The sequence below is a fragment of the Ammoniphilus sp. YIM 78166 genome (assembly GCF_004522215.1).
In the GTDB taxonomy this organism is placed as follows: domain Bacteria; phylum Bacillota; class Bacilli; order Aneurinibacillales; family RAOX-1; genus YIM-78166.
Genome location: NZ_SDLR01000004.1, coordinates 519814 through 545863, shown reverse-complemented (window position 1 = coordinate 545863; position 26050 = coordinate 519814). Strand labels below are relative to the sequence as shown.

Sequence of the window (26050 nt, the reverse complement as noted above, 5' to 3'; positions counted from 1 at the left end):
TGAAAAAAGGGCATATCCCCACGCATGGGATATGCCCTTCTTTGAAACTATTGATTCAATTGATAAATCAACGACGCGGCCTGCGCACGAGTTGCCGTGTCTTGAGGTTTGAACGATCCGTTCATCCCCTTAATGTATCCTTTTCCAGCCATCGTTTGAACGGCTTCAGAAGCCCATCCTGGGATGGCAGCTCGATCGACAAAAGTAACGCCTTCCCCTCCCGATAAGTCTGCTCCCTTGTCTTGTAGGGCGTTATATAGCATCACGGACATCTGAGCTCGGGTTAACGGAGCGTCTGACTTAAACAGGCCTCCTGGGAAGCCCTGCACGATTCCCTTGGATACCGCGACTTTTACCGCAGGTACGGCGTAGCCTGGTATGGAATCTTTAAAGTCTAGCTTTAGAGTAGGGTCATCTTTCCACCCCAACCAATTGCCTAGCAAGGTCACAAACTGAGCTCGAGTCAGCACCGCATTCGGTCCAAATTGATCCTTCGATAGCCCGTTGACAATCCCTTGTTGGTAAAGCTCAACTACCGCTTTTTCATACCAAGTGCCTGATTTTACATCCTTAAACGGATTCACGGCCGCTTGGCTGTAGTACGGTATATACATTCCCCAGCCTTGGAGCGGGAATAGGTTCTCACCTGATGCTAAACGTGTGCCCTTAACTTCAACCCAAGTATTCTGGCTCTCGTCTAGGTACAACAATCCCATTTGACTTCCGTTCAAAGCAGACATTGCCACCGTTTGAGGCTGCTGGACATTCCCGCTTAGACGGAAGCCTTGCAGGGATGGTTTATATCCCTTTATTTGCAATGGAATGGTGGAAACCGGCTCTATACGAGCGGCCCCATCAAGCTTAATCTCTACTTCTCCCGCCAAGCGAACTCCCTGTTGAGCAATAACGTCATTAGGTTTCGTGTCTTTCGACGGGTCATAAGGCTGGTAGAGGGTCAACTCATCAAAGTACAAGGTGCCTGACTCAGGACGCTGAGCCGTACCTTCTGGTGTATTCACGACGTACACGCTCTTAATGCTAACCGGATAGGTCACGGCAGACGGAATGGAAGCCATTAAGTATTTCCATCCGCTAAAATCAATTTCTTTGGCCCAATCCAAGTAATGCGTGGTTCCTTTCGCATCGACTAACTCCGAACGCAGCCAATGCTTGCTGTTATCTCCATATACCCATAGTCCTGCACTCAAGGGAGTTCCTGGCATGGCGAGAGGCTTGGCACCTAGGAGTCCATAGGCAAAGCGAATCTCGGTCTGTGGAGCTCCGGCAAAGTTATAAGTTAAGCGCGCCGCTTTTTTCGTACGGTAGACTTGATCTTCTACCAGGGTAAAGCTTCCTTTTGCCGCAAGGGTGTTCGGAAGGGCACTATAAGAAAGGCCTGTGAGTGCATCAAACGATTCGAACGCTTGCGGCAACGTGCCTACGTTAACTGGAATCCGCTTTTCGATGCCATCAAAGTTCACCACTAATTCTCCGCGGCCTTCCTCCTGACCCGCTGTAAAGGTAAAGCCGCTTACCGTTCCTAACGTGTCCGTCGATAGGGAAGTTGCAACCCCGCGAGGAGTGGCATCAACGATTTTGCCGTCCTTCGTTTGAACCTTTACGGTAAACGTTCTGGCTTGTCCCTTATTCACGGTAAGAACCGATGGTTCTACCAGGATTTGTGAGACTTTAGATGCTCCAATCACTTCAATCTGGCGAGTTAAACTGAATCCTCGATATTCCCCTTTGACCTCTTGTACTCCAGGAGACAAGACGTCTAATCCCGTCCACACGACCTCTTGTTGTGGAACGGCAAACGGATGATAGTGTATATCATAGCCTCTTACCCGAAACACGGCTTCATTTCCCTTCAGCACTTGTGCGGGTCCTTCGATCAGGAAGCCTTTAAAATCTCCTTTTGGAGCGGTATTAAAGATCCCGATTCCTGTCGGTACTTTTCGCTGCGTTCCACCTTGCGGCTGGTTCAGCAAACTAATCTCGGTATCGGCAAGCTTACGTGCCGCCATGGTAGTCGATCCGCCGCCGTCCAAGTTAAAGGCTCGATAGCTTCCTAACTCCTTCATGAGCTGCGCTAACTCCGCTAGCTCCATGCCCCGACTTTTCGAGGAGCTTTCGACCGCTACGAGTAACAACGTTTTTCCGTCTTGTGTAATTCCCGCAGCGGAACGTGCGACCGTTCCCCTAATCGAACTAACAGAAGGTGCTAAAGCCGTTCCGTTGTCTACAAGCAAGATGTGTCCAGCCATAGCGGAGTCTAGCACCAGACCATTGGTGGAGGTTAGGGTGCTAGAGGAAACCTGTACGGGATCTCCCACTTTGAACGCTTCTTGCAGGAACTTGCCTCCACCGCCATGCCCCCATAGCACATAGCCGTTCCGTGGTATGCTTGCCGCTGGCTGTTTGATCCGGATTTCTTTGACGATGTCATTTTCTACGACGACTTCCACATAGTCTTCATAACCCGCTAAGAGCCCCAAGCTTGTCGGGCCAAAAGCCGGCGTATACAAATTGACTTGATCCCGATGGCTCGCGTAGCCAGCGGATTGATATTCTTCTTTATTTACTCCTTGGATGACATAGGTAGACCCGTTGGGTGCTGTCACCTTTCCTTGATAGGTGAATCGCTCAATAATCGCTGTGCGGTCATTGGTGATTCCTAGACTCACCCAGTAAGGCATCCTTCCCATGGAGGAGACAAGTTCCCCTTTATCTAGGGCGATCCCAAAAGGCGTTCTATTTTTTAATGTAAAAAAGTCGGAGTTTATCGCCGCGATTGCTCCTGTTTCTTTGGCCATCTCGGTGATGGTTTGCTTCTCGGCAAAGGTTCCGCCTTTCCCGTAAATCGGCCGAACTTCAGCGTAAGGATTGTTCAAATCTACTTTCGTCACCGTAAGGATGACATCTTTGCCGCCTACTTTCTTTATGTACGTTTGTAGCACGACTCCTTCCCCTATGATCTGCTCCTCGGTCAAGCGAGCAGGAAGGGTGTCATTTGCCCTAACCCCTGAAGGCAGTACAGAACAAAACAGCATAGCCATGACTAATAGGCCTGCTGCCTGCGAGCGGTACTTTCTCCATAACCACATATGGTAAATCTCCTCTCCAAACTATCTTCTCTATCATCTTTATATTAGACGTTTTACAAGATTAAATAGTTTCAGGAAGGGATTACCAAAAGGACAAAAAAGAGGTTGTCCCAGTTGCGGGGTCAACCTCTCCTATTATTTAAAACGTATCCGGACGTTCCTGGCGCAAGCCGTAGTAAAAAAGAATCGCTTCAGCGATTCGTCGTGAAGCTTCCCCGTCTCCGTAAGGATTGGCGGCTTTGGACATGCTGGCATAGGCATCTTCGTCGGTTAAGAGCTCATGAGCGAGATCAAAAATCACTTGCTCATCGGTTCCTGCCAATTTTAGAGTGCCTGCTTCAATTCCTTCGGGGCGCTCTGTCGTATCTCGCAACACTAATACAGGTACCCCAAATGCAGGGGCTTCTTCCTGTACCCCACCGGAATCCGTAAGGATGAGATGAGATCGAGACATAAAGTTGTGGAAATCCACTACATCCAAGGGTTCGATGAGTCGAATGCGGGAATGGTCACCCAGTATCTCGGCAGCCGCCTCTTTTACCGCTGGGTTCAAGTGAACCGGATAGACGACTGCAATATCTTCATGTGTGTCCACTAGACGTCGTATGGCCCGGAACATGCCGCGCATTTTCTCCCCTAGGTTTTCTCTTCGGTGAGCGGTCATTAAGACTAAGCGCAGTCCAGACAGTTCTTCTAAAACAGGATGCTGATAATCTTCTCGTACCGTTGTTTTCTGCGCATCGATTACGGTATTTCCCGTGATAAAGATGCCTTCTTCCGGTTTGTTTTCTTTCCGGAGGTTGGCCGCAGAAACCTTGGTCGGTGCAAAATGAAGGTCTGCCATAACCCCTGTTAATTGACGGTTCATCTCCTCGGGATAGGGAGAAAACTTATTGTAGGTGCGAAGTCCAGCTTCCACATGGCCCACGGCCACTTGGTTATAGAGCGCTGCTAAACTAGCCACAAACGTGGTGGTTGTATCCCCGTGGACAAGGACCATATCTGGCTTTACTTCTTTCATGACTTCGTCTAATCCATGCAATGCCCGGGTGGTGACATCCACTAGCGTTTGGCGATCCTTCATAATGTTCAAGTCATGGTCAGGCTTGATTTCGAAAATTTCCAGAACCTGATCCAGCATTTGCCGATGCTGAGCGGTTACGCATACGATGGGTTCAAGCTCTTCATACTTTTTTAGTTCATGCACCAACGGAGCCATCTTAATGGCTTCCGGCCTCGTCCCAAAAATGGTCATGATTTTTTTCTTCATCTGTTTGTCCCCGCTTCCCTACTTGGTGCCAAATAATCGGTCACCCGCATCGCCCAGTCCTGGAACGATATACCCGTGGTCGTTGAGCATTTCATCAACCGCTGCTACAAAGATATCCACGTCAGGGTGTACTTCTTGCACCTTTTGAATTCCTTCCGGCGCTGCAATTAAGCACATGAGCTTCATGTTTCGAGCCCCGCGATTTTTTAGAGCGGTGATTGCAGCAACGGCGGAACCACCCGTGGCAAGCATAGGGTCAATGACAATGAAATCGCGTTCTTCAATATCGCTTGGCAATTTTACATAATACTCCACAGGTTCAAGTGTTTCAGGGTCGCGATATAGTCCCACATGGCCTACTTTAGCGGCGGGGATAAGCTTCAGTACCCCATCCACCATACCGATACCTGCACGAAGGATGGGAACAAGTCCTAATTTTTTTCCCGCAATCATCTTAGCTTTGCAACGTGTAACAGGTGTTTCTACTTCCACTTCCTGCAGAGGCAGGTCTCTGGTGATTTCATAAGCCATGAGCATGGCGACTTCATCTACGAGCTCACGAAATTCTTTGGTTCCTGTGCTTTTGTCTCTTATGTATGTAAGCTTATGCTGAATTAAAGGGTGGTCAAAAACGTATAAACTTCCCATGAATTCTTCCCTCCTATTGTTATTTTAGTATGTACTCCGAAAAACCTGTTCATGCCGGGGAATATTATACCACTTGTGTGGTAAAGTACCAATGTGGAATACAAAAAAGTTTTCTTTGAAATCAGTCCAAAAAAATATTATATTAAGAGATGTTTGTGTTTGTATGAATTTGTCGTTAAATTTCTGTTGATTTTTTGTTAAGTTTTTTAAAACTAAGGGGGCTCTTTTTAGTGGATGTTTCCATGCAGGATGTTTTGTTTAAATTCCTCGGAGGTCTAGGTATTTTTCTTTTTGGTATTAAGTACATGGGGGATGGCTTAGAAAAATCAGCTGGCGATAAGTTGCGCCAAATTCTTGAAAGGATGACGACTAATCCCATTAAAGGGGTCCTTGCTGGAATTATCGTTACGGTCTTGCTACAGACCAGTTCAGGAACAACGGTATTAGCTGTCGGTTTTGTTAATGCAGGTTTAATGACTTTGCGCCAAGCAATTGGAGTTATTATGGGGGCCAATATCGGGACCACCGTAACAGCCTTCATTATCGGTATAAAGATTGAAAACTATGCCCTTCCCATTATTGCAGCAGGTGCCATTTTACTTTTCTTCTTCAAGAAGAAGAAATTGCAATATCTGGGGCAAATTGTGTTTGGCTTTGGTATGCTCTTCTACGGACTAAAAACGATGGGAAGCGGACTCAAGCCATTAAAAGACTTGCAAGTCTTCCATGACTTGATGTTGAATCTAGGTCAAAACCCTATCCTAGGGGTTATCGTCGGTACTGTGTTTACCGTTATTGTTCAAAGTAGTAGTGCGACCATTGGTATTCTTCAGCAGTTGGCTAGTGAAGGCGGAATCTCGCTTAAAGCTGCCCTTCCTATTCTCTTTGGAGATAATATTGGGACGACGATAACCGCTATGCTGGCAGCGATTGGTGCCTCCATTGCCGCTAAACGTGCAGCTCTAACTCATGTCATCTTTAACCTTTTAGGTACATTTGTTGCCCTGCTTCTACTCCCGCTTTTCTATACTTTTGTGCTCTGGTTAGGGGAAGCGACTCAAGTGGACATTAGAATGCAAATTGCCTATGCCCACGGTGTTTTTAACTTTACCAACGTATTAATGCAATTGCCTTTCATTGGTGTATTGGCCTTTATTGTTACGAAGATCTACCGCGATCGTGAAGGTGAAATAGAATTCGGGGTAAAAAACCTAGACCCTCGTTTCTTGGATAATCCCTCTGTCGCAATAGGACAAGCCGAAAAAGAGCTCCTCCGTATGGCAAACTTAACGAGAGATATGCTACATGATTCGACTCAATATTTGTTTACAGGCAATGACAAGCTAGCAGAAAGCACGAAACAGCGTGAAGATCTAGTTGACCATTTAGAACAAAAGATTATCGACTATATGACAAAAGCAGCAACGGAGCATGAAATACCAGATACAGAAAAATATTCTTCTCTCATGTATGCTTTAAAGGATATTGAACGAATGGGTGACCACTCTATGAATATCGTAGAGCTGGCTGAATATCGCTATAACAACAAGCTTCATCTTTCTGATGAGGCAACGAATGAACTAAAGGAAATCATTGAGCTGACGAGCCAAACGATGGCAAAAGCGATCAAAGCTTTAGAACATAATGATCGCACTTTAGCTCTTGAAGTGGTAGAACTCGAGGAAAGAGTGGATAAGATGGAGCGTCAGCTTCGCAAAACTCACCTCAAGCGTTTGAATGAGGGAACCTGTTCTGGCGGTTCTGGCGTCGTCTTCTTGGATATTGTAAGTAACCTAGAACGTATGGCAGACCATAGCATGAATATTGCTCAGTATGTGTTAGGCGAGGTGTAAAAGGAAGGAGGATCTTCGGATCCTTTTTTTTGTTGTGTTTGGGTGGCATATAGTACTTTTTGCTTTATTTTTTAAAGAAAATTGTGGGTGATTAGCAAAGGTCATGCTACCCATACATTTTTGTAAGTTTGCCTAACGGAGGGCTTGCATATTTACAAAAAAAGAGCCAAACCCAATCAACACGGGGTTTAGCTCTTCGCATTCCAATACCTATACCAATTTCATTCCAGGATAAAGTGGGAACTTCTCGCATAGTGCCGCAACACGAGCACGAGCTTCTTCCTTTTTCGCTTCATCTTGTGGGTTTTTCAAGGTTAAAGCAATAATGGCTGCTACTTCCTTCATGGACTCAACATCAAATCCGCGAGAAGTTGCTGCTGGTGTACCAATGCGTACGCCACTTGTAACAAACGGGCTAGCTGGGTCGAATGGAATGGTATTCTTGTTCGTCGTAATTCCTACAGAGTCTAACAAATGCTCCGCCTCTTTACCCGTCAAGTTCACATTGCGAACATCAATCAACACCAAGTGATTGTCTGTTCCGTCGGAAACAACCTTTAATCCTTCTTCCTTCAAAGAAGCGGCAAGCTGAGCTGCGTTCGCAACCACATTCGCACTGTATTGCTTGAACTCAGGCTTCAAAGCTTCACCAAAAGCCACAGCTTTAGCGGCAATCACGTGCATCAAAGGACCACCTTGAACGCCAGGGAACATAGACTTGTCAATCGCTTTAGCAAATTCTTCTTTACACAAAATCATACCACCGCGTGGTCCGCGCAACGTCTTATGCGTAGTTGTAGTCACGAAGTGAGCATAAGGAACTGGGTTTGGATGATGGCCAGTTGCAACTAAACCAGCGATGTGAGCCATATCCACCATCAAGTAAGCTCCCACTTCGTCAGCGATTTCGCGTAATTTAGGGAAGTCAATCACTCGAGGGTAAGCACTAGCACCCGCAACGATAAGCTTTGGCTTGTTGGCCAACGCTTTAGCTCGTACATCTTCATAATCAATCACATTTGTATCTTCCGTTACACCGTACTCCACGAAGTTATAAAGCGTACCAGAGAAGTTTACAGGGCTTCCGTGCGTCAAGTGACCGCCATGGGACAAGTTCATGCCAAGCACCGTATCTCCTGGCTTTAAGATCGTGAAGTAAACCCCCATATTCGCTTGAGCACCGGAGTGAGGCTGAACATTAGCATGCTCCGCACCAAACAACTGCTTTGCACGGTCACGAGCCAAATCTTCCACCACATCCACGAACTCACATCCACCATAGTAACGACGACCAGGATAACCTTCCGCATATTTATTCGTCATCACCGTTCCAAGAGCTTCTAGAACCGCTTCACTTACAAAGTTTTCGGATGCAATCAATTCAATATTATTTCTTTGTCTTCCTAACTCCTGATTAATCGCCTCAGCTACTTGCGGATCGTTCTTTAATAAATGATTAAACATGTTTTTTCCTCCGATTTCTTTTTAAAATCTTACGTACAGCTTGAATTCATCTTTGTATTTTGATAAACGGCTCGAGCACCGCCAATCAGCTTGGGTCTAGTATAAGCCATCGTGACATGGGCATTGCCGACCTGTCGAATAGACGGCCGGACCGGAACAGCTACTGGGCGCAGATGCATCCCGATAAACGTATCTCCAATATCAATTCCTGCATGAGCTTGAATCGATTCCACCACAACAGGATCTGCCATATGATTAAAAGCATAAGAAGCCATCGAGCCCCCCGCCTTAGCCACAGGGACAACAGTGACTTCCTCTAGACGAAACATCTCTGCTGTCTCCCGTTCAACGACGAGGCCCCGATTTAAATGTTCACAACATTGAAAAGCAAGCTGGAACAAATGCTGAGACTGGAACTCCTTTAGCACCCGAAAAATCACCTCAGCGGCTTGCTCACTTCCCGAAGTCCCGATGCGCTCACCCAGCACTTCACTCGTACTTGTACCCAGAACCAGGATCTGCTTCGAACCCATGGGATAGGCAGCAAGCAATTCACCGAGTATCGTCCGAAGCTGTTGTTCCACCTCTTGAAGATTAAACATGCTTCGCCTCTATGTTTCCAATCTTCTCTAATCGCTGGCTATGGCGTCCACCCGTAAATTCCGTTCCCAACCAAATCTTCACGATCTCCTGAGCCACTCCCGGTCCAATAACACGTGCCCCCATGGCCAAAACATTGGAATCGTTATGTTCTCTCGTTGCCTTTGCCGAAAATAGATCATGTACAAGAGCACAACGAACACCCTTCACCTTATTCGCGGCAATCGACATTCCGATCCCCGTCCCACAAATTAAGATTCCGCGATCTAGCTCTCCACTCGCAACCTTCTCAGCAACTGGCAACGCGTAATCGGGATAATCCACCGATTGCTCACAGTCACAGCCCATATCGACCACTTCGTGGTCCATGGATTGAAGCATCGCTTTAATCTCTTCCTTGAGTTGGAAGCCGCCATGATCAGCACCTAGTGCGATTTTCAACGTGATCTCCTCCGTTTTTCACTAATAACATGCTTATTATACCCTATTATTCAAAATCCATATAGTCTTTTTTCTTAATAATAATCATAAAATATGTATATAATGTTCGTCTTTAGCTCAGACCTAGATTGTAAAACGTTGAATATGCTGCTGTAATTTTTCCGCCTGATCTCGAAGGATCTGCCCTGCTGCCGCAATCTCTTCCATTGAGGCCGTCTGATCCTGAGCAGCCACCGCCACACTTTGAGAACCCTCTGACGTCTCTTCCGCAATCTCAGCCACAGACCTCGCTTCTTCCATCGTGTGTCTCATAATTTCCGTTTGGTCACTGATTAACCTCACGATCGTATCTACCGCTCCGACAACCCCTTGAACCGAATTCGAAATATCATCTAGAGCCTGACTGGTTTCCTCTCCTCGCTTCGATTCCATAGTGGCCAAGCGAACCTGCTCATTGATTTGCTTAACAGCGAGGCCCACTTCCTGCTGGATCTCATGAATAAGCTGATCAATTGCTTGGACCGCCTTTTTACTTTCATCCGCGAGCTTACGAACTTCACCTGCAACCACAGCAAACCCTCTGCCATGCTCCCCTGCTCGTGCAGCTTCAATCGAGGCATTCAAGGCAAGCAAATTCGTTTGCTCCGCCATCGCGCCCACAAGCTTAGAAATATCCCCAATTTGCTTGGCTTGCTCATCAAGCTTGCCCACCACTTCGATGGAAGCCTCACTTTCCTTCGCTAAGTGGTGAAGCCCTTCAATTAACGTGCCAGCGACCTTCGAGCTGGTTTCTAGAGTTTGAACCATGTTGGAAGAAAGCTTCCTCGTTTGGTCCGCGGATTCATTCACATGCTCTATCATTTGATTCAGCTGCTCGAAGGAATGAACCATATGAAGCGTAGCAGCTGATTGAGACTTTGCTCCTTGGGCAATATCATCGATCGTCATCCCAATCTGCTCGGCTTGCATAGCCGCTGCATGAGAAGCATGGGTTAACTCTTGAACATGATCTCCGGTTTGACGGAAGTTTTCTTCAATATCCTTCACCATCGCCTTTAAGTTTCCTAACATCCGCTCAAAAGCCAGGGCTAGAGATTGAAGCTCGTCCTTTCCTTTTGGAATCTCAACCTGCACGCGCAGATCACCCGTTGAAACCTTTTCTGCGGTTTTCTCTAATAAAATAATAGGCTTAGTTAGCATCCGAGCGGCAATCCAGCCAAAAAACGAGGACCATCCCACCCCCATGAAAAGCACTGCCGCCTGGAATACAACAGGTGACACATACGCGCTAAAATCATCAGCTAGGAAAGCCAAAAAAACAAAGCTTGTCCCATATGTAACCATCGATAAAACCGCGATCCCCAGTACGATTTTTTTCTGAAGCCCAAAACGAATCTGATTCCCCATGTAAACTCCCCCATGACGTTACATTTCTTGCTTTATAAGATTCGTCTTTCCTCGACAAAAACCTCCTAATCCTGCTTGATTTTGTCTTTAAGCCTTTCTAATGCTTTATCCAAATCTCTTTCTGTTTCTCGATAGACCTCGAGCGAGCCACCATAAGGATCCATTACATCTAAATAACCCGTTTCCCCTATGTACTCCTTTAATGTGAACACCTTGTACTGAGCTTCAGGAAATTGCCGACAAACCACCTGCTTGTGGCTTCCTGTCATAGTCAGGATCACGTCAGCCCACTTAATGAGCTCTGGAGAAACCTGCTGCGAGGTATGCTGTAAATCCATACCTCGCTCCTGTAATATCGTCGTCGTATGAACCGAAGCCGGGGCTCCCTCGACAGCAGCAACACCGGCGGAACGCACCTCAATCGGAAGATTCTCCCGATGGGCCAGATGCTTCATTAGTCCCTCTGCCATGGGACTTCTGCAGGTATTCCCTGTACAGACAAATAACAGCCTCATGTGTACCTCACCTCAACAAATGAATTAAGTATACTAATACTAGGCTTACCCCCATGCCTAGCAAGGCAAACAAGCGATGATATCGAAAAGAGGCCGGGCCAATTTCCTTCCATACAATAAACCCCATAGCCCCTGCTGCAAACGACGTTCCCATGGCGACCAAGAAAGGAGAGCCTACAAAAAATTGTTGCCCCAGCCAAGCCCCTATCGGGATGCACAGACTTAACCCCAAACTGAGAAGCAAGATCCATCGCTTCTTCACGCCTGCCATCACCAAAGGAGCTGCCATCCCTAACCCTTCTGGTACATTATGAATGGCGATGGAGAGCGCTACTAGCACGCCGAGATGGTGATGGGTTTCAAACCCCGCTCCAATCGCAATCCCTTCAGGTATATTATGTAACCCAATCGCTAAAGCAATCAACGTCCCTACCCGGTAAGACTCTTTTTTATCCGGCGTGAGACTTACACCGTCACGAACTAAGTTTTGTAAAAAAGCGTGGATCACAATCAAGACCATCAATCCGAGTCCTAGCCCCATCCCTACCGCTTGAAAAGGTCCTTGGTTAAATGCAGCAGGCAGCAAGTCCACGAAAATAACAAGAACCATGATTCCCGCCGATAAACCTAAGTAAAACGCGAGAATGGGTTTACCAGGCGCTCCAAATAACAAAGCAAGCAGAGATCCGAATAAAGTCGTTAATCCTGTAAGCGTACTGAGGACAAGTAGTTCCATAGCTGGGACCTCCTACAGCATAAACTTAACGCCGAATGCTAGGATAATGATCCCGCCCAACGCTTCGCCGAAGCCGCCCAAACGATTTCCTACATGCTTGCCCAAAAGTAAACCACTGCCCGTCATCAACATCCCCAAGACCCCAAAGGTAACCACCGCAAGCCATACATCGGTTTTAAATAAACCAAAAGATAACCCTACCGACAAGGCATCGATGCTGACACTTAGCGCAAACAGGATAAGCCCCCAGCCTCTAGTCTGATAAGAGCGCTCCCCTTCTTCTCCGAAGATGGACCCCCAAAGCATATTGGCGCCTAAAAAACAAAGAATCACTCCACCAATGAAAGTCGCCACATCGCCTACCACAGAGGAAAGAAATTTCCCGCTGCCGATCCCCACCAGAGGCATCAAAATATGAAACAGGCCGATTATTAAGCTGATCTTAGCAATCGTGCGAAGGCGAATGCCTATCATCCCCATACCAATCCCCAGAGAAAAGGCATCCATGCCAAGCGCTAGTCCAATCATTAGGATCGTATAGAATTGCCCCCACTGGATAATGTCCCATTCCATCTCTTTCCCTCCAAACCTATCCATGTCGTCATCTCATGGATATGCGGACAGGTTAGGAAAGATGCCCAGGCTTCATTCTATGCGCGGAAAATTCGATGGCCTGCCGCCTTAACTAAGCGGTTCATCACAGCTAAGCCCACACCTTCGGTAGGAAAAGATTCTGCTAAAATGTAGTTCGCTCCTTGTTGATCAAAGGCTCGAAGACTATCATATAATTTTTGTGCGACTGTGGATAAGTCCCCCCGGCGACCGCAAGTGACCACCACATCCGCTTGTGGGTAAACCTCTTTTGACTCTTCCGTGGCAAGCACCCCTACAGTATGACCCAGTTGCTTGGCTTGTCCAACTAAACGGCGAATCGCCGCTTGTTGCTCCTCCGGTGTTGCGGCTTGGACAATCCACATCTCTCCCTTAGGAGCATAGTGCTGATATTTCATACCTGGGGATTTCGGCTGTTCCTCTAGCAGCGTGAGTCCCGGATCCACTTGGACTTCTCCAATAACCGCCTCGATCTGCTCTTTCGTCACCCCTCCAGGCCGAAGAATCATGGGAGGCTCTACCGTCACATCGAGGACCGTCGATTCCACTCCTACCCCTGTAGGACCGCCATCTACCACGCCGGCAATCCTTCCTTGCAAATCTTCTAGCACGTGAGCCGCCGTGGTTGGACTCGGACGACCCGATCGATTGGCACTTGGAGCCGCGACAGGTACGCCTGCTTGCTCAATTAAAGCCAAGGCTACAGGATGATCGGGCATCCGAATCCCTACACTCCCCAGCCCAGCCGTTACTTCCGGAGCAATCCCTTCCTTTTTGGGAAGGATTAAGGTCAATGGCCCTGGCCAAAAAGCATCCATTAACTTTTCGGCTTGAACTGGAAGCTCTGAAACCAACTTATCAAGATCCTTCCTGTTGGCAATGTGGACAATTAAAGGATTGTCACTCGGCCTGCCCTTGGCTTCAAAAATCTTGCGAACCGCTAGGGATGACAAGGCATTGGCCCCTAATCCATACACCGTCTCTGTTGGAAAAGCTACCGCCTCATTCGCGGCCAGCAGGCGAGCCGGCTCCTCAAGCTGTGGTAACCTCGCTGGTTTTTCCACAACACTATCCACATGCCAACATTTAGTTTGATAATCAATCATATAGGTTTCCATTCCTTTTTTCGTGTGTTTTTAGACGTATAGCAAAAAATAAACAAACAACTTATCAACAGTTTGTGGATAAGTTGTGGATAAATGGTTCGGTTTTAGTTCACTTCTTGGGGTTCTGTAGCGCGCTTATACACCATCGCTGTGGACAAGCCTGGAGAATACTGTTGAAAATGTGTGGATGACTTCACTTCTTTGGGGATATCCTCCCAATCCACTTCTTGAAACCCGCAAAATTGGAAAAAGGGTGCTGAACGTGTGAGCAAATAAACTTCTTGTAAGCCTTTTTGCCCCGCAGAAGAAAGAAGAATCCCCAGCAGCTCCACCCCCATTTTTTCATTGAAAAAAGCAGGTTCTACAGCTAAGGAACGAAGCAGGCCGTATTGATCCCCGAAGACCTCTAGACCTGCTGTTCCCACGATTCGTTCCCCATCTGGGTTTTCCACAACGATGAAATGCTCCAGATGAGCTTCTATTCCTTCTACATTCAGTTTACCCTTTTTTAACAAATTCACAATCGCTTCTAAGTCATTCTTCTTGGCTACCCGTACGGTAAGGTTCATTACAGGCCGCCTCCTCTCCTCTATCATTTCTACTATGTGTATGTAGAAGAATGATAGAGTATGACCGAAAGCTTAGCCTTTTCTAACAAAATGCGTTAATTCTGCCGTCATTTCATAACGCATAAACGGTGTAATTAAATAGATTCCATTAAAATGTCTTCGCGTCGTTTCAATCAGTTCCATGGCAATCTCAATGCCTTGCTTCTGCGCGTCTTTTCCTTCATAACGGGCCATCCGGGAGCGAACATCATCAGAAAGGCGAATACCCGGCACTTCATTATGAAGAAACTCGGCATTTCGCTGGCTTGTAAGGGGCATAATGCCAATAAAGATCGGAACCTTGATATGCTTCGTCGCTTCCGCTACCTGAAAAATCTGCTCATGGTCATACAGCGGCTGGCTCATGATATAATCCGCCCCGGCTTCTACCTTTTTTTCGAGACGCTCTACAGCCTTATGAAGATGGCGGGTATTCGGGTTAAAGGCAGCCGCTACCGTAAAGGAAGCTCTCTTCTTTAGAGGACGACCAGAAAAACCTACCCCTTCGTTTAACTGCTTTGTCATCCGAATCAAGTCAAAGGAAGTCATGTCATAGACGGAAGAAGCCCCCGGCAAATCACCATAACGAGTAGGGTCCCCTGTAATGGCCAATACATGGTCGATGCCCAAGGCATAGAGTCCCATCAAATGAGATTGCTGACCGATCGAGTTTCGATCACGGCAAGTTAAATGCACTAAAGGACGAATCCCCACTTGATTTTTCACCATCGCCCCTAAAGCCATATTGCTCATCCGTGTCATCGCCAGCGAGTTATCCGCTAGCGTAATGGCATCCGCTCCGGCTTCCTTCAGCACGGCTGCCCCTTCTAAAAAGGGCTGAAAGTCCAAGTCGCGTGGAGGATCCAATTCCACGATAATCGTGGGTCTATCTTTGACCAGCTCGGGCAAGGTTTTTTCTTGTTGTTCCTCTATCGAAGCAAACACCGTCGTCGGAATAGGAGACTCTTTTACCGTCAATTCTTGTTTAGCTACAGGCTTTTTATCTTTTAGCTTTTGAGCAATCGCTTGAATATGTTCTGGCATCGTTCCACAGCATCCGCCAATAATTCGAGCCCCTAGTTGATAGAGGGTTTCCGCTGATTGACCGAAGTATTCAGGAGAAGATGGATATAAAAACTGCCCGTCAACATACTCCGGAAGACCTGCATTCGGATAGACAGATAATAAAAGACCTTCTCTTGGTGGAAGAGATTCAAGAGAGCGAATAATGTTGGCAGGGCCACTGTAGCAGTTCAACCCTACCACCTGGGCTCCAGCTTCCGTGAGGAGACCAAAAGCCGACTCGAGAGAGTAGCCATCCTGCGTTCGATCAATGTCCTGAATCGTGAGCTGACAAATGACAGGGAGTGGAGCATATTGCTTGGCGACTTCTAACGCGATAAGCGCTTCGTCAACAAAGCAAAACGTTTCTAGTATCAGCCCATCAACACCCGCTTCCACAAGGCTCTGAATTTGTTCTTCAAACGCCAGCTTAAGCTCTGCGGCAGGAACATTGCGTCTTTTTCCCCCGAGAATCCCTCCCACAGCACCAACAACGAAGGCAGTGTCCCCAGCTGCTTCTCTGGCAATCTTCACAGCCGCCTGGTTGATCTCTTTAACCTGATCCTCTAAACCAAACTTGGATAGCTTCTCACGGTTCGCACCAAACGTATTCGTTTCAATCATATTTGCTCCGGCCTGAAGGTATCGAAGATGAATATCTTTTACAACATCAGGACGTGTCAGGTTAAGCTCTTCTCCGCACGTTCCTACGGGAATTCCATAACGGTGAAGGAGGGTGCCCATGGCGCCATCCCCGATTAACACCTGATCCTTTAATTTCTCTAGCAAACCTGCTTGGTTCATGCTTTTCACTCCTTTTGCATTAGTACCCCATAAAAACAAAAAAACCTTCAACGACACATCGTAGAAGGTTCTCATTATCTGCAACAAAATAGCGGTGAGTCCCTTCTTATCTCCCAGATTCTATGGAATCTGCAGGAATTAGCACCCTGACTCAAGACGTATCTGTTAGTCTTAACGGGTTGCCGGGTTTCATCGGGCCAGTCCCTCCACCTGCTCCAAATAAGAAAAGTGTAAGATTTGTTGGAACACTAAGAATTTATATTAACGTTATCATACGTGATGCCTTGGTTTCTGTCAATGGATAGCTCTATCCAAAAAGCTTTTGATAAAGCTGCTGAAACACCTCGACGAGGAAAAATTTCACCTTAATCTTGGGACCTTCCTCGTCCGTTGCCTCATCCTGCTTTACAGCATCTCCAGTATCTATATCCACAAAGCATAAAGGAGGAAACAAAACACACCACCAATTTTGCCCCTGCCCATGTCCTACAGTGATCCGAAGTGCCTCATATTCTCCAGCCGGATAAACATACGTACCGTACATTTTAGTTGGAAAAGGAACTTTGCCAATTTCTACGTGGCTATCGTACGTAAAACCAAGCTCCGCAATGGTACGATCTACAATTTGCTTTAGCTGCGGAAGCTCCTCTTGCATCTGTTCTCTAGCTTCTTCTAACGTAAGGGATTGGTCAACTCTATCATTAAGGTAGGCATTAATTTCATCACGAATTTCTTGCTTGAGCCATTGATCCTGAGGAGTATCGCTATTAGCGATAATTCGCAAGCGAATGGAATCTTGCGGAATTTGCTCTTCGTTTACGAGGGAAGCAACCGATCTCTGCCCTTCCCAGCTCATAATTAATATTATCAATGAGAATAAGACTAAGCTTACTTTTTTCATGTTTATTTCCCCTCTCTTTTCTATCTCCTTAGCCCACAGTCTAGCCAGAAAAGAGAGTCTTTAAACATGATTTGATATTTTAAGAATATTGTAGTCTATTACCCGCGACCACGCTCACCAATAACAATTCGCTCAATCCCTGCCAAATCGGCAATAACCTCGGTTTTCTCGATAACCCCACTTGCTAGCATCAATTGCTCGACGTCACGCGCTTGGCCCATGCCTACTTCAAAAGCCACTAAACCCCCTGGACGAAGAACAGCGGGCAACCCTTGACACAGGCGCCGATAAAAATCTAACCCATCCCGGCCACCATCCAATGCTCTCATCGGCTCATGATCCTTTACTTGAACATCGAGCTCCAAAATATCCTCGGAAGGAATATAAGGAGGATTGGATACTAAAATATCCACAGGTTCAGTCAAGGGAGCTAACAAATCACCTTGCAGGAACGTAATACGGTTGTCCACACCATGGATTTGACTGTTTGTTTGAGCGGTATCCAGTGATTCTTGAGCAATATCTACCGCATACATCTTCCATTGGGAATGAACGGCTAAGCTCACTACAATCGCTCCGCTTCCCGTGCCAATATCTGCACCTACCAGCGCAGCCTGTGGATTCCGACGCTTTAACACCTGTTCTACCAGAATCTCCGTTTCTGGACGAGGAATCAGCACCGAGGGATTCACTTGAAAACGAAGACCATAAAATTCTTGCTCACCAATTAAGTATTGGACAGGGATTCCCCTCAACCGGTCTTGGACCATCTGCTCAATGGCCAACCAATTCTCCTCACTTACAGGGTCATTCATTCCTAAGAAAAACTGAGTTCGATCCCATCCCAACTGATGCCGTATGATCATTTCCGCCAAAAACCTGCCATCATCTAATGACTCCATAAACGAAGAAGCCCTATTCAGGGCTTCTCTCACCGTTAAGCTATTCATGCTTACAGACCTTCTGCGTTCTGCATCAGTTCTGCTTGCTCTTGAACCACTAATGCATTAATGATTTCGTCTAATTCACCGTTCAAAATATAGTCTAGCTTGTGTAAAGTTAGACCAATGCGATGATCGGTTACACGGCTTTGCGGGAAGTTGTAGGTACGGATCCGTTCGCTGCGGTCTCCTGTTCCCACTTTACTCTTACGAATCTCTCCGTATTCAGCAGCCTTCTTCTGTTGCTCTAGATCATAAAGACGCGCTCTTAATACGCGAAGCGCCTTATCCTTATTGGAGTGCTGAGACTTCTCATCCTGGCAGCTCACCATAATGCCCGTAGGAACGTGCAATACGCGAACCGCTGATTTAGTCGTGTTAACACTCTGTCCACCCGCACCGCTGGAGCAGAAGGTATCGATCCGGATATCCTTGTCATGAATCTCCACTTCTAGCTCTTCTACTTCAGGCAGTACCGCAACGGTCGCCGTTGACGTGTGGATTCGTCCGCCGGATTCCGTAGTAGGGATCCGCTGTACCCGGTGAGCGCCACTTTCGAACTTCAGCTTGCTGTATGCTCCCTTGCCTTTTACCGCAAAGATCACTTCCTTAAATCCACCCAAATCATTGTAGCTGGCTTCCATGATCTCGGTCTTAAAGCCTGCCTTCTCCGCAAAACGGGTGTACATACGATAGAGGTCCCCAGCAAAAAGGGCCGCTTCGTCACCGCCTGCTGCACCGCGGATCTCCACAATGACGTTTTTGTCATCATTAGGATCCTTCGGCAGAAGAAGGACGTGCAAACGATCTTCGATTTCTTTTTTGCGCTCGTTCAACTCGTCAAGTTCCATCTTGACCATCTCGCGCATCTCATCGTCTAGCTTCTCATCTAGCATGGCTTTTGCATCCTTGAGCTGAGAAGTTACAGATTTATATTCACGGTAGGCTTGAACGGTTTCTTCCATATCGGACTGCTCTTTTGAATATTCCCGAAGCTTAGACGGATCGTTCATCACATCGGGATCACAGAGCAACTCGGTTAATTTCTCATATCGAACTTCTACTGCTTCCAAGCGATCAAACACAGCAGTTCACCTCAAATTTATTTTCACTCATTTGAACTTATAACAGTATAATTATAATGATTATTATATACATTGTCAAAGTAACCTGATACATCAAGAAAAGAAAATAACCCGGGATCCATACCGGGTTATTTTAAGTCAACATCAATCTGATATCGAGGCATTTTTAATTTGACTTGCTCATAGACAGCAGCCCTGACAGAGTCGACATCCACTCCGTTACGAATCCTAATGTTAACATGAGCCGTTCCGCCATTAATATTCACCCAGGCACGGTCTATGCCAGGAATTCCAGCGGCAATTTGGGCCATAATACGAGCGTCCCCATTGAGATTATATAGATCATTCACCCCTGTAACCATGTTAGGGTTGAGATCGGATGGGACAAAGTCGTTCTTAAATCCTTTATCATCATCATAAAAACCAGGTGGGTTGTGATACAAGTTATTCTTTTTCTGACCAAGCGTTCCAAATGGACGATTGGAATCCGGACCAGCGGCAGGAGAACAAGCAGCAGAAACGAGCATCACCAGGCAAAGCATGAAAGCATGAAATAGAGTTTTGCGTTGCAAAAGAGACACCTCCCTTTAATACTAGGGTATCCTTAGGTGCCTCCCTTCTTTCTGCAAACATTTTTCCATTACATCGGCCAAGGTAACCATTCTATCGTAACCAGTACGACAAACAGCAAGCTTAAACCAAAGCTGACAAACACGTTTTTCGTTAGTGCCATCAGAATTAAACAGATAATGCTTCCCGCAAAATATAAGGGTTGGATCACCATTTCTCCTTGTTGGACAAACAGCGAAGGAAAGATAAGACCTGCAAAAATGCCCAAAGGGATAAAGGTTAGCCCTTGCTTTAACCGGGGAGAAAGCCGATTATCCGGAATTCGCAGAAACGCGCGTCTTGCCAGATAGGTCACTACCGCCATACCAATCATCATTGTCAAACTAGCTGCAATACTCATGCTGCTTTTGCCCCTTTCGACTCCGACTTCCTTGCTGTGGCATAGCCTATGCCAAACGCCACACCACCAGCAAACAATAAATGTAATCCGTTTGGCAGAATGGTCGCTAAGCCCACAGCCACTACTCCGCACAGGATGAAGACTGCAGCACGTAACCAGGAGCTTAACTGATAGTAAGCAAGAGCTACAAACATCGCCGTAAAACTAAAGCCTAGCCCTAGCGCAGCTGGATCGGGAATCCAACTGCCAGCCATCACCCCTAGCCATGTTCCCAAATTCCAACTCGCATAAAGGGAAAGGGAAACAGCCAGAATATAAGATCTATGACTTGGATGATTGCGGAATCGGTTCAGCGTAATCGCATAAGACTCGTCAACTAGGAAAAAGGCAGAGGTATTAATAAATCTTTGGTCAAATTTCGCATAATGAGGCGCCATGGATAATCCCATAAGAAAATGCCTGGAATTGAGCAAGAAAGCGGCAAAAACAATCGACCAAACCTGGCTTTGCTCCATAATCATCGATAACGCTGTAAATTGAGCAGCCCCAGCATAGACCACCAAGGACATGAACATGGCTTCCCAGGACTTTAATCCGGCCTGTAAGGAGAGCATGCCAAAGATCGCCCCAAACAGGACAAAGCTGGCTACAATCGGGAGGGCATCCATCATTCCTTGTTTTAGTTCCTGCTGATTTTGATTCAATCCTGATCTCTCCTTCGCAATCGGCTAAACGCCGTCTCTAATTTCTCCATTCCTTCCCTGATCCGTTCCTCCGTTTCAAAACTAAAGGATAAACGGATATACGGCTGCTGAGTCTCCCGTGCCAAAAACATGTCCCCCGTCGCAAACAAGACCCCTTCTTTCATGGACTCTAAGAGCAGCTCCCTTACATCCAGGTTCTCCGGAAGAGAGATCCAATAGTAAAATCCCCCTCCCGCTTGATCATACGAAAGGCCAGAGGGCTTCATCCGTTGAAGGAACGACTCCATAAGAACAGCTTGTCGTTGATACACCTCGCGTGACTTTTTCAAGTGAGGCTCCATCGCCCCACTCTTCAAAAAAGAGAGAAGTGCATGCTGCCCCAATGAATTATTCGTTATGGTTAATTCCTTATAACGGGCAATTCGCTGAAGCAGCGAAGGCCTGGCGGCAATCCATCCTAACCTCAAACCGGGGAACAACATCTTGGAAAATGTATTAACATAAATGACTTGGCCCGTTTGATCCAAGGACTTAAGGGCTGGCGGGGCGGGCTCGCCAAAGTGCAAGTGTCGATACGCATCGTCCTCCACGATAGGAAAGCCTAGTCGTTCACTCAGCTGCAATAACTTCTTCCTCCTGTCTAAGGAGAGAGTCGTGCCTGTTGGATTGTGAAAGGTAGGAACCGTATATAAAAACTTCGGCTGATATCGATTCAGAACCCCCTCTAACACATCCACAACCATCCCTTGCCGATCCATAGGTATCGGGATGATGCGCATGCCTAAAGACTGAAATAGCTGCAGAGCCCCGAAATACGTAGGCATCTCCACCGCAATGGTATCACCTGGGTTTGCCAATACCGCTGTAATCAGCTGAAGCGCTTCTTGGGAGCCGCTTGTCATTAATACATCCTCGACAGATGCCACTTGATCAAACCCCATCCAATCTACCGCCCACTCCCGAAGCTCTGTATGCCCACTAATTGGTAAGAAATGATAGGAAGCAAAGTTGTCCGCAGCCTTCCGAACATACTCAGGAAATCCAGACATCGCCAGCATTTGCTTCCCCCCATGACCCAGAGAAAAGTTTATAGCCGAATCTTGGCCAAATGCAGATAGAAGATCTGCCATATAAGACGGGTAGGGCTGCAGCTGATCCTTGACCTCCAGCCACGGAGCATGAGACAAAGGGGGAAGCGGCTGAACAAACCGCCCACTGCCCATCTTACTCCAAATCAACCCTTCACTTTCGAGATCTTCATATGCTCGAACCACGGTGTTGCGACTGACCCCCCACTCCTCCGCAAGCCTTCTCTCAGATGGCAATGGGGTGCCAATTGGAGCTTCCCCGCTCAAAATTTGGTAACGCAGCCGATTATAAACCGTTTGATAAACCGTCTTACGTCCCATCTCATCACCATTTTCTCTGATTTCATCCTGTTTTTCACTATAGTAGGAAAACGGAGATAAAAAAAGAGCCAATTTTTTATTAAACGGTAGCCACCACAAAAAAGGATTATACGTACCGATTCCCCTGCGGTAGGTATAATCCTTTAATTTAAAGTTCTGCAGGCGGCTGATAATAGTGCTTTCTACAAACACTGCTATACGTTTCTTCTCCGCCAATTTCAATCGTCTCTCCGGTATAAACAGGATTGCCTTCTTTAAACTTTAAGATATGGGTTGCTTTTTTATTACAATAGACGCAAACCGTCTTAATTTCTTCGATCTTATCCGCTTCACAAAGCAGCGCTCGGGTTCCTTCGAAGAGCTGGTTTTTAAAGTCCTTTAATAGGCCATAAACAATAACTGGAATATTTAAATGATCAGCAATATGAGTTAATTGCGTCACATGATGAGCCCCTAAGAATTGTCCCTCATCCACCAGCACACAGTGGGGAGGGTACTCCTGGTTTTTGACCATGGAATACATATCCGTATCATCATGAATCGCAATCGCTTCTCGACTGATGCCTACTCGTGAGGCCACTCGACCTACACCATAGCGGTCATCAATCGCAGGAGTAAAGACCATCACTCGTTTTCCCGATTGCTCATAGTTGTGAGCTACCGTTAACAGCTGAATTGACTTGGATGCATTCATTGCACCGTAACGAAAATACAATTGGGCCATACTGCTGTCTCCTACTCCAAAATAAAAGCGGGCAGGAAATTCCTGCCCGCTTGCATCCGGTAATTAGATACCGTATTTTTTCTTGAACTTATCTACACGTCCACCTGCATCTACAAACTTCTGCTTACCTGTGTAGAAAGGATGGCATTCAGAGCAGATTTCCACTTTAAGTTCTGCTTTAACAGATCCCGTTTCGAACTGGTTTCCGCAAGCGCAAGTAACCTTTGTTGCATTATATTTTGGATGAATTGCTGGTTTCATTCTGTTCACCTCTTTCCGCCCTGATCCTATCTATAGGCCAGAGTTCTAATTCAAACACAATTGTCATTATAGCACGTGGCTATGACCTTTTCAACTGGGATTATCTCGGTGGTATGTGCGTGTAAGAACCAATGACAACATCCGGTAATTCTTCTTGGTAAATTTCAATCGCTTGCTTCATCCCGAAGATTTCCCCTTGTGGCTTAGGAATCATCGCGAGATAGCTGTCTGGGTCAATATTCAAGTTTCGAAGCTGGATTAAGCGAACACCCGAACGGCGAATAAATTCAATCATCGCTTCCATCTCTTCTTCCCGGTCAAAAACGCCAGGAAAACAAAGATAGTTAATCGACGTGTATACTCCTTTGTCCGCACAATAGCGCAGGGCTTTCTCCACATTCCGCAGATCATAGCCTCGAGGCTTATAATACGCATTATAATGCTCATCAATAGCACTAATGGTACTGACTCGAATCAAATCTAAGCCTGAATCCACAATCGCTTTAATATGGTCAGTCAAGCCGGCATTGGTGTTCATGTTGATATATCCCATCTTGTTCTGGGCGCGGACTCGACGAATCGATTCGGTGATTAGAGCCGCTTGGGTTGAAGGCTCTCCTTCGCAACCTTGCCCGAAGCTGATAATGCTCTCCGGCGTTTTCAGATGATTGTCCATCACCTGTACCAGCTCTTCGAGGGTCGGCTTGAAATTCATACGGGTTTGTGGAGCGACGAACCCGCTGTCGTCAGGTTGTTCCGAGATACATCCATAACAGCCTGCATTACAGGAGTAGGATACAGGGATACCGCCTTCCCAGCGGTTGAGGAAGGTATTCGAAGCCGTTAAGCATTCATATTCCAAGGCACAATTGGATAGATGCTTAAAAATTCGGTTGTCTGGGAATTGACCGAGTACATCGGCTACCTTCGTTTTCACCTCTTCGTAGGAACAATGAGCAGGGTTCCACTTGTAGTGCTCATCACTTTGGCGGGCGGCTACATAAAACCCGTCATCCTTCCATACCACCGCGGTGTAGCCAAACAAAGGGAATTTATAGTCTTTGTCTGTTTTCATATACCCTGGCAGAAGCAAGCGGGTAAATCCTTGGGGAAGAAGGGCACCCACTGCGCTAGAGTCCTCGAGGGCCTGCATTTCTCCCGTTTCTGGATCCATCCCAATCGGTCTGGTGTTTGGAAGACTGACCAGCGTGGCTCCCTCCGGAAGCGGGATCAACTCTTCTTCCAGTATTTCCATCAAGCTATCCCCACTGCGTGCGATAGCCACGTATTCAGGGTGATCAAATACTTGACCGTTTTTATCGGCATATACAAGATTCATTGCGTAGTACTCCTTTTACTAGAGGTGGGCGGGGGACCCAATAACCGGAATTTATCCGGTTAATATCCAAAAATGCTCCGGAACAGCCTAATTAAGCGGAGACATTCGGTTAATTTGCCGGCGAAGCCACTTTGTTGGGGTGTTTTATACATTTAGCCGGAGATTTTCCGGTTAATCCCCGCCCCCCGAAAATTAAGCTGTTGTTGATGCCGTCCTAGAGGAACGAGTAGAGGGCTGGAAGTTTTCGAGCGCTTCTAAGAACTCTTGATTCGTCTTCGTTTCGCCTATTTTCCTCAAGAACATATCGGTAAACTCAGGATGCTCTGACATGGTTTTGCGCATGCCCCAGATTTTCTCCAACTCAAACTTGGATAGAAGCAATTCTTCACGGCGAGTACCTGAACGGCGAATATCCATGGCAGGATAGATACGACGTTCAGCTAACTTGCGATCCAGGTGCAGCTCCATATTTCCTGTACCTTTAAATTCTTCATAAATGACGTCATCCATCCTGGAACCTGTCTCCACAAGCGCGGTAGCTAAGATCGTCAAGCTTCCGCCTTCCTCAATGTTTCGGGCCGAACCAAAGAAACGCTTCGGACGATGGAAGGCAGCGGGATCAATCCCTCCGGACAAGGTACGTCCGCTTGGCGGAATGACCAAATTGTACGCACGAGCTAAACGAGTAATACTGTCCATCAAAATGACGACATCTTTTTTGTGCTCGACCAGTCGCTGGGCACGCTCAAGGACAAGTTCAGCTACTTTAATATGATTTTCTGGAAGCTCATCGAAGGTGGACGCTACCACTTCCGCCTTTACTGATCTTTGCATATCGGTTACTTCCTCCGGACGTTCATCGATTAATAAAACAAACAGCTCGATATCCGGGTGGTTTTCTGCGATGCTATTGGCAATTTCCTTTAATAAAACCGTCTTCCCTGCCTTCGGAGGCGCTACGATTAATCCGCGCTGCCCTAGACCAACAGGGGCTAAAAGATCGATAACTCTTGAAGATAAACGATCAGGTGAGGTTTCTAAAACTAGCTTCTTTTGGGGATAGAGAGGTGTTAGAGCAGGGAAATGAAGTCTTTCGGATGCGATTTCCGGGTCTTCACCATTGACAGCCTCTACATGCAACAAGCCGAAGTAGCGCTCATTTTCTTTAGGTGGTCTTACTTTTCCTGAAACCTTGTCCCCGGTACGAAGATCAAAACGGCGGATTTGGGAGGCGGAGATATAGATATCCTCTGCACTAGGCAAGTAGTTAATTGGGCGAAGAAACCCGTAACCGTCTGCTAAGATCTCTAATACCCCTTCCATAAACATAAACCCGCTTTTTTCTGCTTGAGCGCGTAAGATAGCAAAGATCAATTCTTTCTTTTTCATATTCCCGTAATAAGGGATCTGAAACTGTTTGGCTAGCTTATACAGGTCCGTTAACTTTTTCTCTTCTAATTCTGCTAAATGCATGTCCATACGC

The 26050-nt window shown here is 46.7% G+C and carries 25 protein-coding genes and 1 riboswitch; of the genes, 1 reads left to right on the top strand and 24 read right to left on the bottom strand.

The genetic code is table 11. The annotated features are described in order from the left end of the window. Nucleotides 1-47: 47 nt before the first annotated feature. The 3 genes from EIZ58_RS19315 to upp all read right to left on the bottom strand — a co-directional run bounded on the left by EIZ58_RS19315 (nucleotide 48) and on the right by upp (nucleotide 5025). On the bottom strand, nucleotides 48-3107 hold the full coding sequence (locus EIZ58_RS19315; RefSeq protein ID WP_134702502.1) for a phosphodiester glycosidase family protein: 3060 nt from the start codon (nucleotides 3105-3107) through the stop codon (nucleotides 48-50). 139 nt (nucleotides 3108-3246) lie between these two features. Further along, nucleotides 3247-4377, bottom strand: a complete 1131-nt coding sequence (gene wecB / locus EIZ58_RS19310; RefSeq protein WP_134702501.1) for a non-hydrolyzing UDP-N-acetylglucosamine 2-epimerase — start codon at nucleotides 4375-4377, stop codon at nucleotides 3247-3249. 18 nt (nucleotides 4378-4395) lie between these two features. Continuing rightward, entirely contained in the window at nucleotides 4396-5025 is a 630-nt protein-coding gene (gene upp / locus EIZ58_RS19305; RefSeq protein ID WP_134702500.1) for a uracil phosphoribosyltransferase, read from the bottom strand. Between the two features lie 230 nt (nucleotides 5026-5255). Here upp and EIZ58_RS19300 point away from each other — a divergent pair, with 230 nt between their 5' ends. Further along, on the top strand, nucleotides 5256-6878 hold the full coding sequence (locus tag EIZ58_RS19300) for a Na/Pi cotransporter family protein (RefSeq protein WP_370297730.1): 1623 nt from the start codon (nucleotides 5256-5258) through the stop codon (nucleotides 6876-6878). Nucleotides 6879-7088: 210 nt separating this feature from the next. Here EIZ58_RS19300 and EIZ58_RS19295 read toward each other — a convergent pair whose 3' ends face one another. The 21 genes from EIZ58_RS19295 to rho all read right to left on the bottom strand — a co-directional run bounded on the left by EIZ58_RS19295 (nucleotide 7089) and on the right by rho (nucleotide 26040). Beyond that, on the bottom strand, nucleotides 7089-8342 hold the full coding sequence (locus EIZ58_RS19295; protein WP_134702499.1) for a serine hydroxymethyltransferase: 1254 nt from the start codon (nucleotides 8340-8342) through the stop codon (nucleotides 7089-7091). A 29-nt stretch (nucleotides 8343-8371) separates the two neighbouring features. Further along, nucleotides 8372-8944 carry a TIGR01440 family protein gene (locus EIZ58_RS19290; RefSeq protein ID WP_134702498.1) on the bottom strand — a complete coding sequence of 191 codons (573 nt, stop codon included), beginning with the start codon at nucleotides 8942-8944 and terminating at the stop codon, nucleotides 8372-8374. Beyond that, nucleotides 8937-9383, bottom strand: coding sequence for a ribose 5-phosphate isomerase B (gene rpiB, locus EIZ58_RS19285; protein WP_134702497.1), 447 nt, complete (start codon nucleotides 9381-9383; stop codon nucleotides 8937-8939). The genes EIZ58_RS19290 and rpiB overlap by 8 nt, the downstream gene beginning before the upstream one ends. Nucleotides 9384-9506: 123 nt before the next feature. Continuing rightward, a complete protein-coding gene (locus tag EIZ58_RS19280) occupies nucleotides 9507-10790 on the bottom strand; it encodes a methyl-accepting chemotaxis protein (RefSeq protein WP_134702496.1) in 1284 nt (427 codons plus the stop codon). Nucleotides 10791-10855: 65 nt separating this feature from the next. Continuing rightward, a complete protein-coding gene (locus tag EIZ58_RS19275; protein ID WP_134702495.1) occupies nucleotides 10856-11305 on the bottom strand; it encodes a low molecular weight protein arginine phosphatase in 450 nt (149 codons plus the stop codon). Nucleotides 11306-11312: 7 nt separating this feature from the next. Continuing rightward, entirely contained in the window at nucleotides 11313-12041 is a 729-nt protein-coding gene (locus tag EIZ58_RS19270) for a ZIP family metal transporter (protein WP_134702494.1), read from the bottom strand. Nucleotides 12042-12053: 12 nt separating this feature from the next. Next, nucleotides 12054-12614 carry a manganese efflux pump MntP gene (locus tag EIZ58_RS19265; RefSeq protein WP_134702493.1) on the bottom strand — a complete coding sequence of 187 codons (561 nt, stop codon included), beginning with the start codon at nucleotides 12612-12614 and terminating at the stop codon, nucleotides 12054-12056. Nucleotides 12615-12691: 77 nt separating this feature from the next. Then, complete coding sequence (locus EIZ58_RS19260; protein WP_134702492.1) at nucleotides 12692-13759, bottom strand: L-threonylcarbamoyladenylate synthase; 1068 nt, start codon at nucleotides 13757-13759, stop codon at nucleotides 12692-12694. Between the two features lie 104 nt (nucleotides 13760-13863). Further along, nucleotides 13864-14328, bottom strand: coding sequence for a GNAT family N-acetyltransferase (locus EIZ58_RS19255; protein WP_167577797.1), 465 nt, complete (start codon nucleotides 14326-14328; stop codon nucleotides 13864-13866). Between the two features lie 72 nt (nucleotides 14329-14400). Continuing rightward, a complete protein-coding gene (locus EIZ58_RS19250; RefSeq protein ID WP_134702490.1) occupies nucleotides 14401-16233 on the bottom strand; it encodes a bifunctional homocysteine S-methyltransferase/methylenetetrahydrofolate reductase in 1833 nt (610 codons plus the stop codon). Nucleotides 16234-16336: 103 nt separating this feature from the next. Beyond that, a riboswitch (SAM riboswitch) is annotated at nucleotides 16337-16459 on the bottom strand. 81 nt (nucleotides 16460-16540) lie between these two features. After that, nucleotides 16541-17134: a stage II sporulation protein R gene (gene spoIIR, locus EIZ58_RS19245; RefSeq protein ID WP_240689196.1), complete on the bottom strand. Its 594-nt coding sequence runs from the start codon at nucleotides 17132-17134 to the stop codon at nucleotides 16541-16543. Nucleotides 17135-17232: 98 nt separating this feature from the next. Beyond that, complete coding sequence (gene prmC, locus EIZ58_RS19240) at nucleotides 17233-18084, bottom strand: peptide chain release factor N(5)-glutamine methyltransferase (protein ID WP_134702488.1); 852 nt, start codon at nucleotides 18082-18084, stop codon at nucleotides 17233-17235. 2 nt (nucleotides 18085-18086) lie between these two features. Then, the gene (gene prfA / locus EIZ58_RS19235; protein ID WP_134702487.1) at nucleotides 18087-19160 is read right to left on the bottom strand and encodes a peptide chain release factor 1; all 1074 of its coding nucleotides are present in this window, start codon (nucleotides 19158-19160) and stop codon (nucleotides 18087-18089) included. A 128-nt stretch (nucleotides 19161-19288) separates the two neighbouring features. Beyond that, complete coding sequence (locus EIZ58_RS19230; RefSeq protein WP_134702486.1) at nucleotides 19289-19732, bottom strand: hypothetical protein; 444 nt, start codon at nucleotides 19730-19732, stop codon at nucleotides 19289-19291. A gap of 68 nt (nucleotides 19733-19800) precedes the next feature. Further along, a complete protein-coding gene (locus EIZ58_RS19225; protein WP_134702485.1) occupies nucleotides 19801-20130 on the bottom strand; it encodes an AzlD domain-containing protein in 330 nt (109 codons plus the stop codon). Beyond that, nucleotides 20127-20834 (bottom strand): AzlC family ABC transporter permease, encoded by a 708-nt coding sequence (locus EIZ58_RS19220; RefSeq protein WP_240689194.1) that lies wholly within the window; start codon nucleotides 20832-20834, stop codon nucleotides 20127-20129. Before EIZ58_RS19220 ends, EIZ58_RS19225 begins: the two co-directional genes overlap by 4 nt. Continuing rightward, the gene (gene pdxR / locus EIZ58_RS19215; protein WP_240689193.1) at nucleotides 20831-22435 is read right to left on the bottom strand and encodes a MocR-like pyridoxine biosynthesis transcription factor PdxR; all 1605 of its coding nucleotides are present in this window, start codon (nucleotides 22433-22435) and stop codon (nucleotides 20831-20833) included. Before pdxR ends, EIZ58_RS19220 begins: the two co-directional genes overlap by 4 nt. Beyond that, a complete protein-coding gene (locus tag EIZ58_RS19210) occupies nucleotides 22392-22967 on the bottom strand; it encodes a thymidine kinase (protein WP_134702484.1) in 576 nt (191 codons plus the stop codon). The genes pdxR and EIZ58_RS19210 overlap by 44 nt, the downstream gene beginning before the upstream one ends. A gap of 63 nt (nucleotides 22968-23030) precedes the next feature. After that, nucleotides 23031-23228: a 50S ribosomal protein L31 gene (rpmE, locus tag EIZ58_RS19205; protein ID WP_134702483.1), complete on the bottom strand. Its 198-nt coding sequence runs from the start codon at nucleotides 23226-23228 to the stop codon at nucleotides 23031-23033. 100 nt (nucleotides 23229-23328) lie between these two features. Continuing rightward, entirely contained in the window at nucleotides 23329-24567 is a 1239-nt protein-coding gene (locus EIZ58_RS19200) for a radical SAM protein (protein ID WP_134702482.1), read from the bottom strand. Nucleotides 24568-24759: 192 nt separating this feature from the next. After that, a complete protein-coding gene (gene rho, locus EIZ58_RS19195) occupies nucleotides 24760-26040 on the bottom strand; it encodes a transcription termination factor Rho (protein ID WP_134702888.1) in 1281 nt (426 codons plus the stop codon). Nucleotides 26041-26050: the final 10 nt, after the last annotated feature.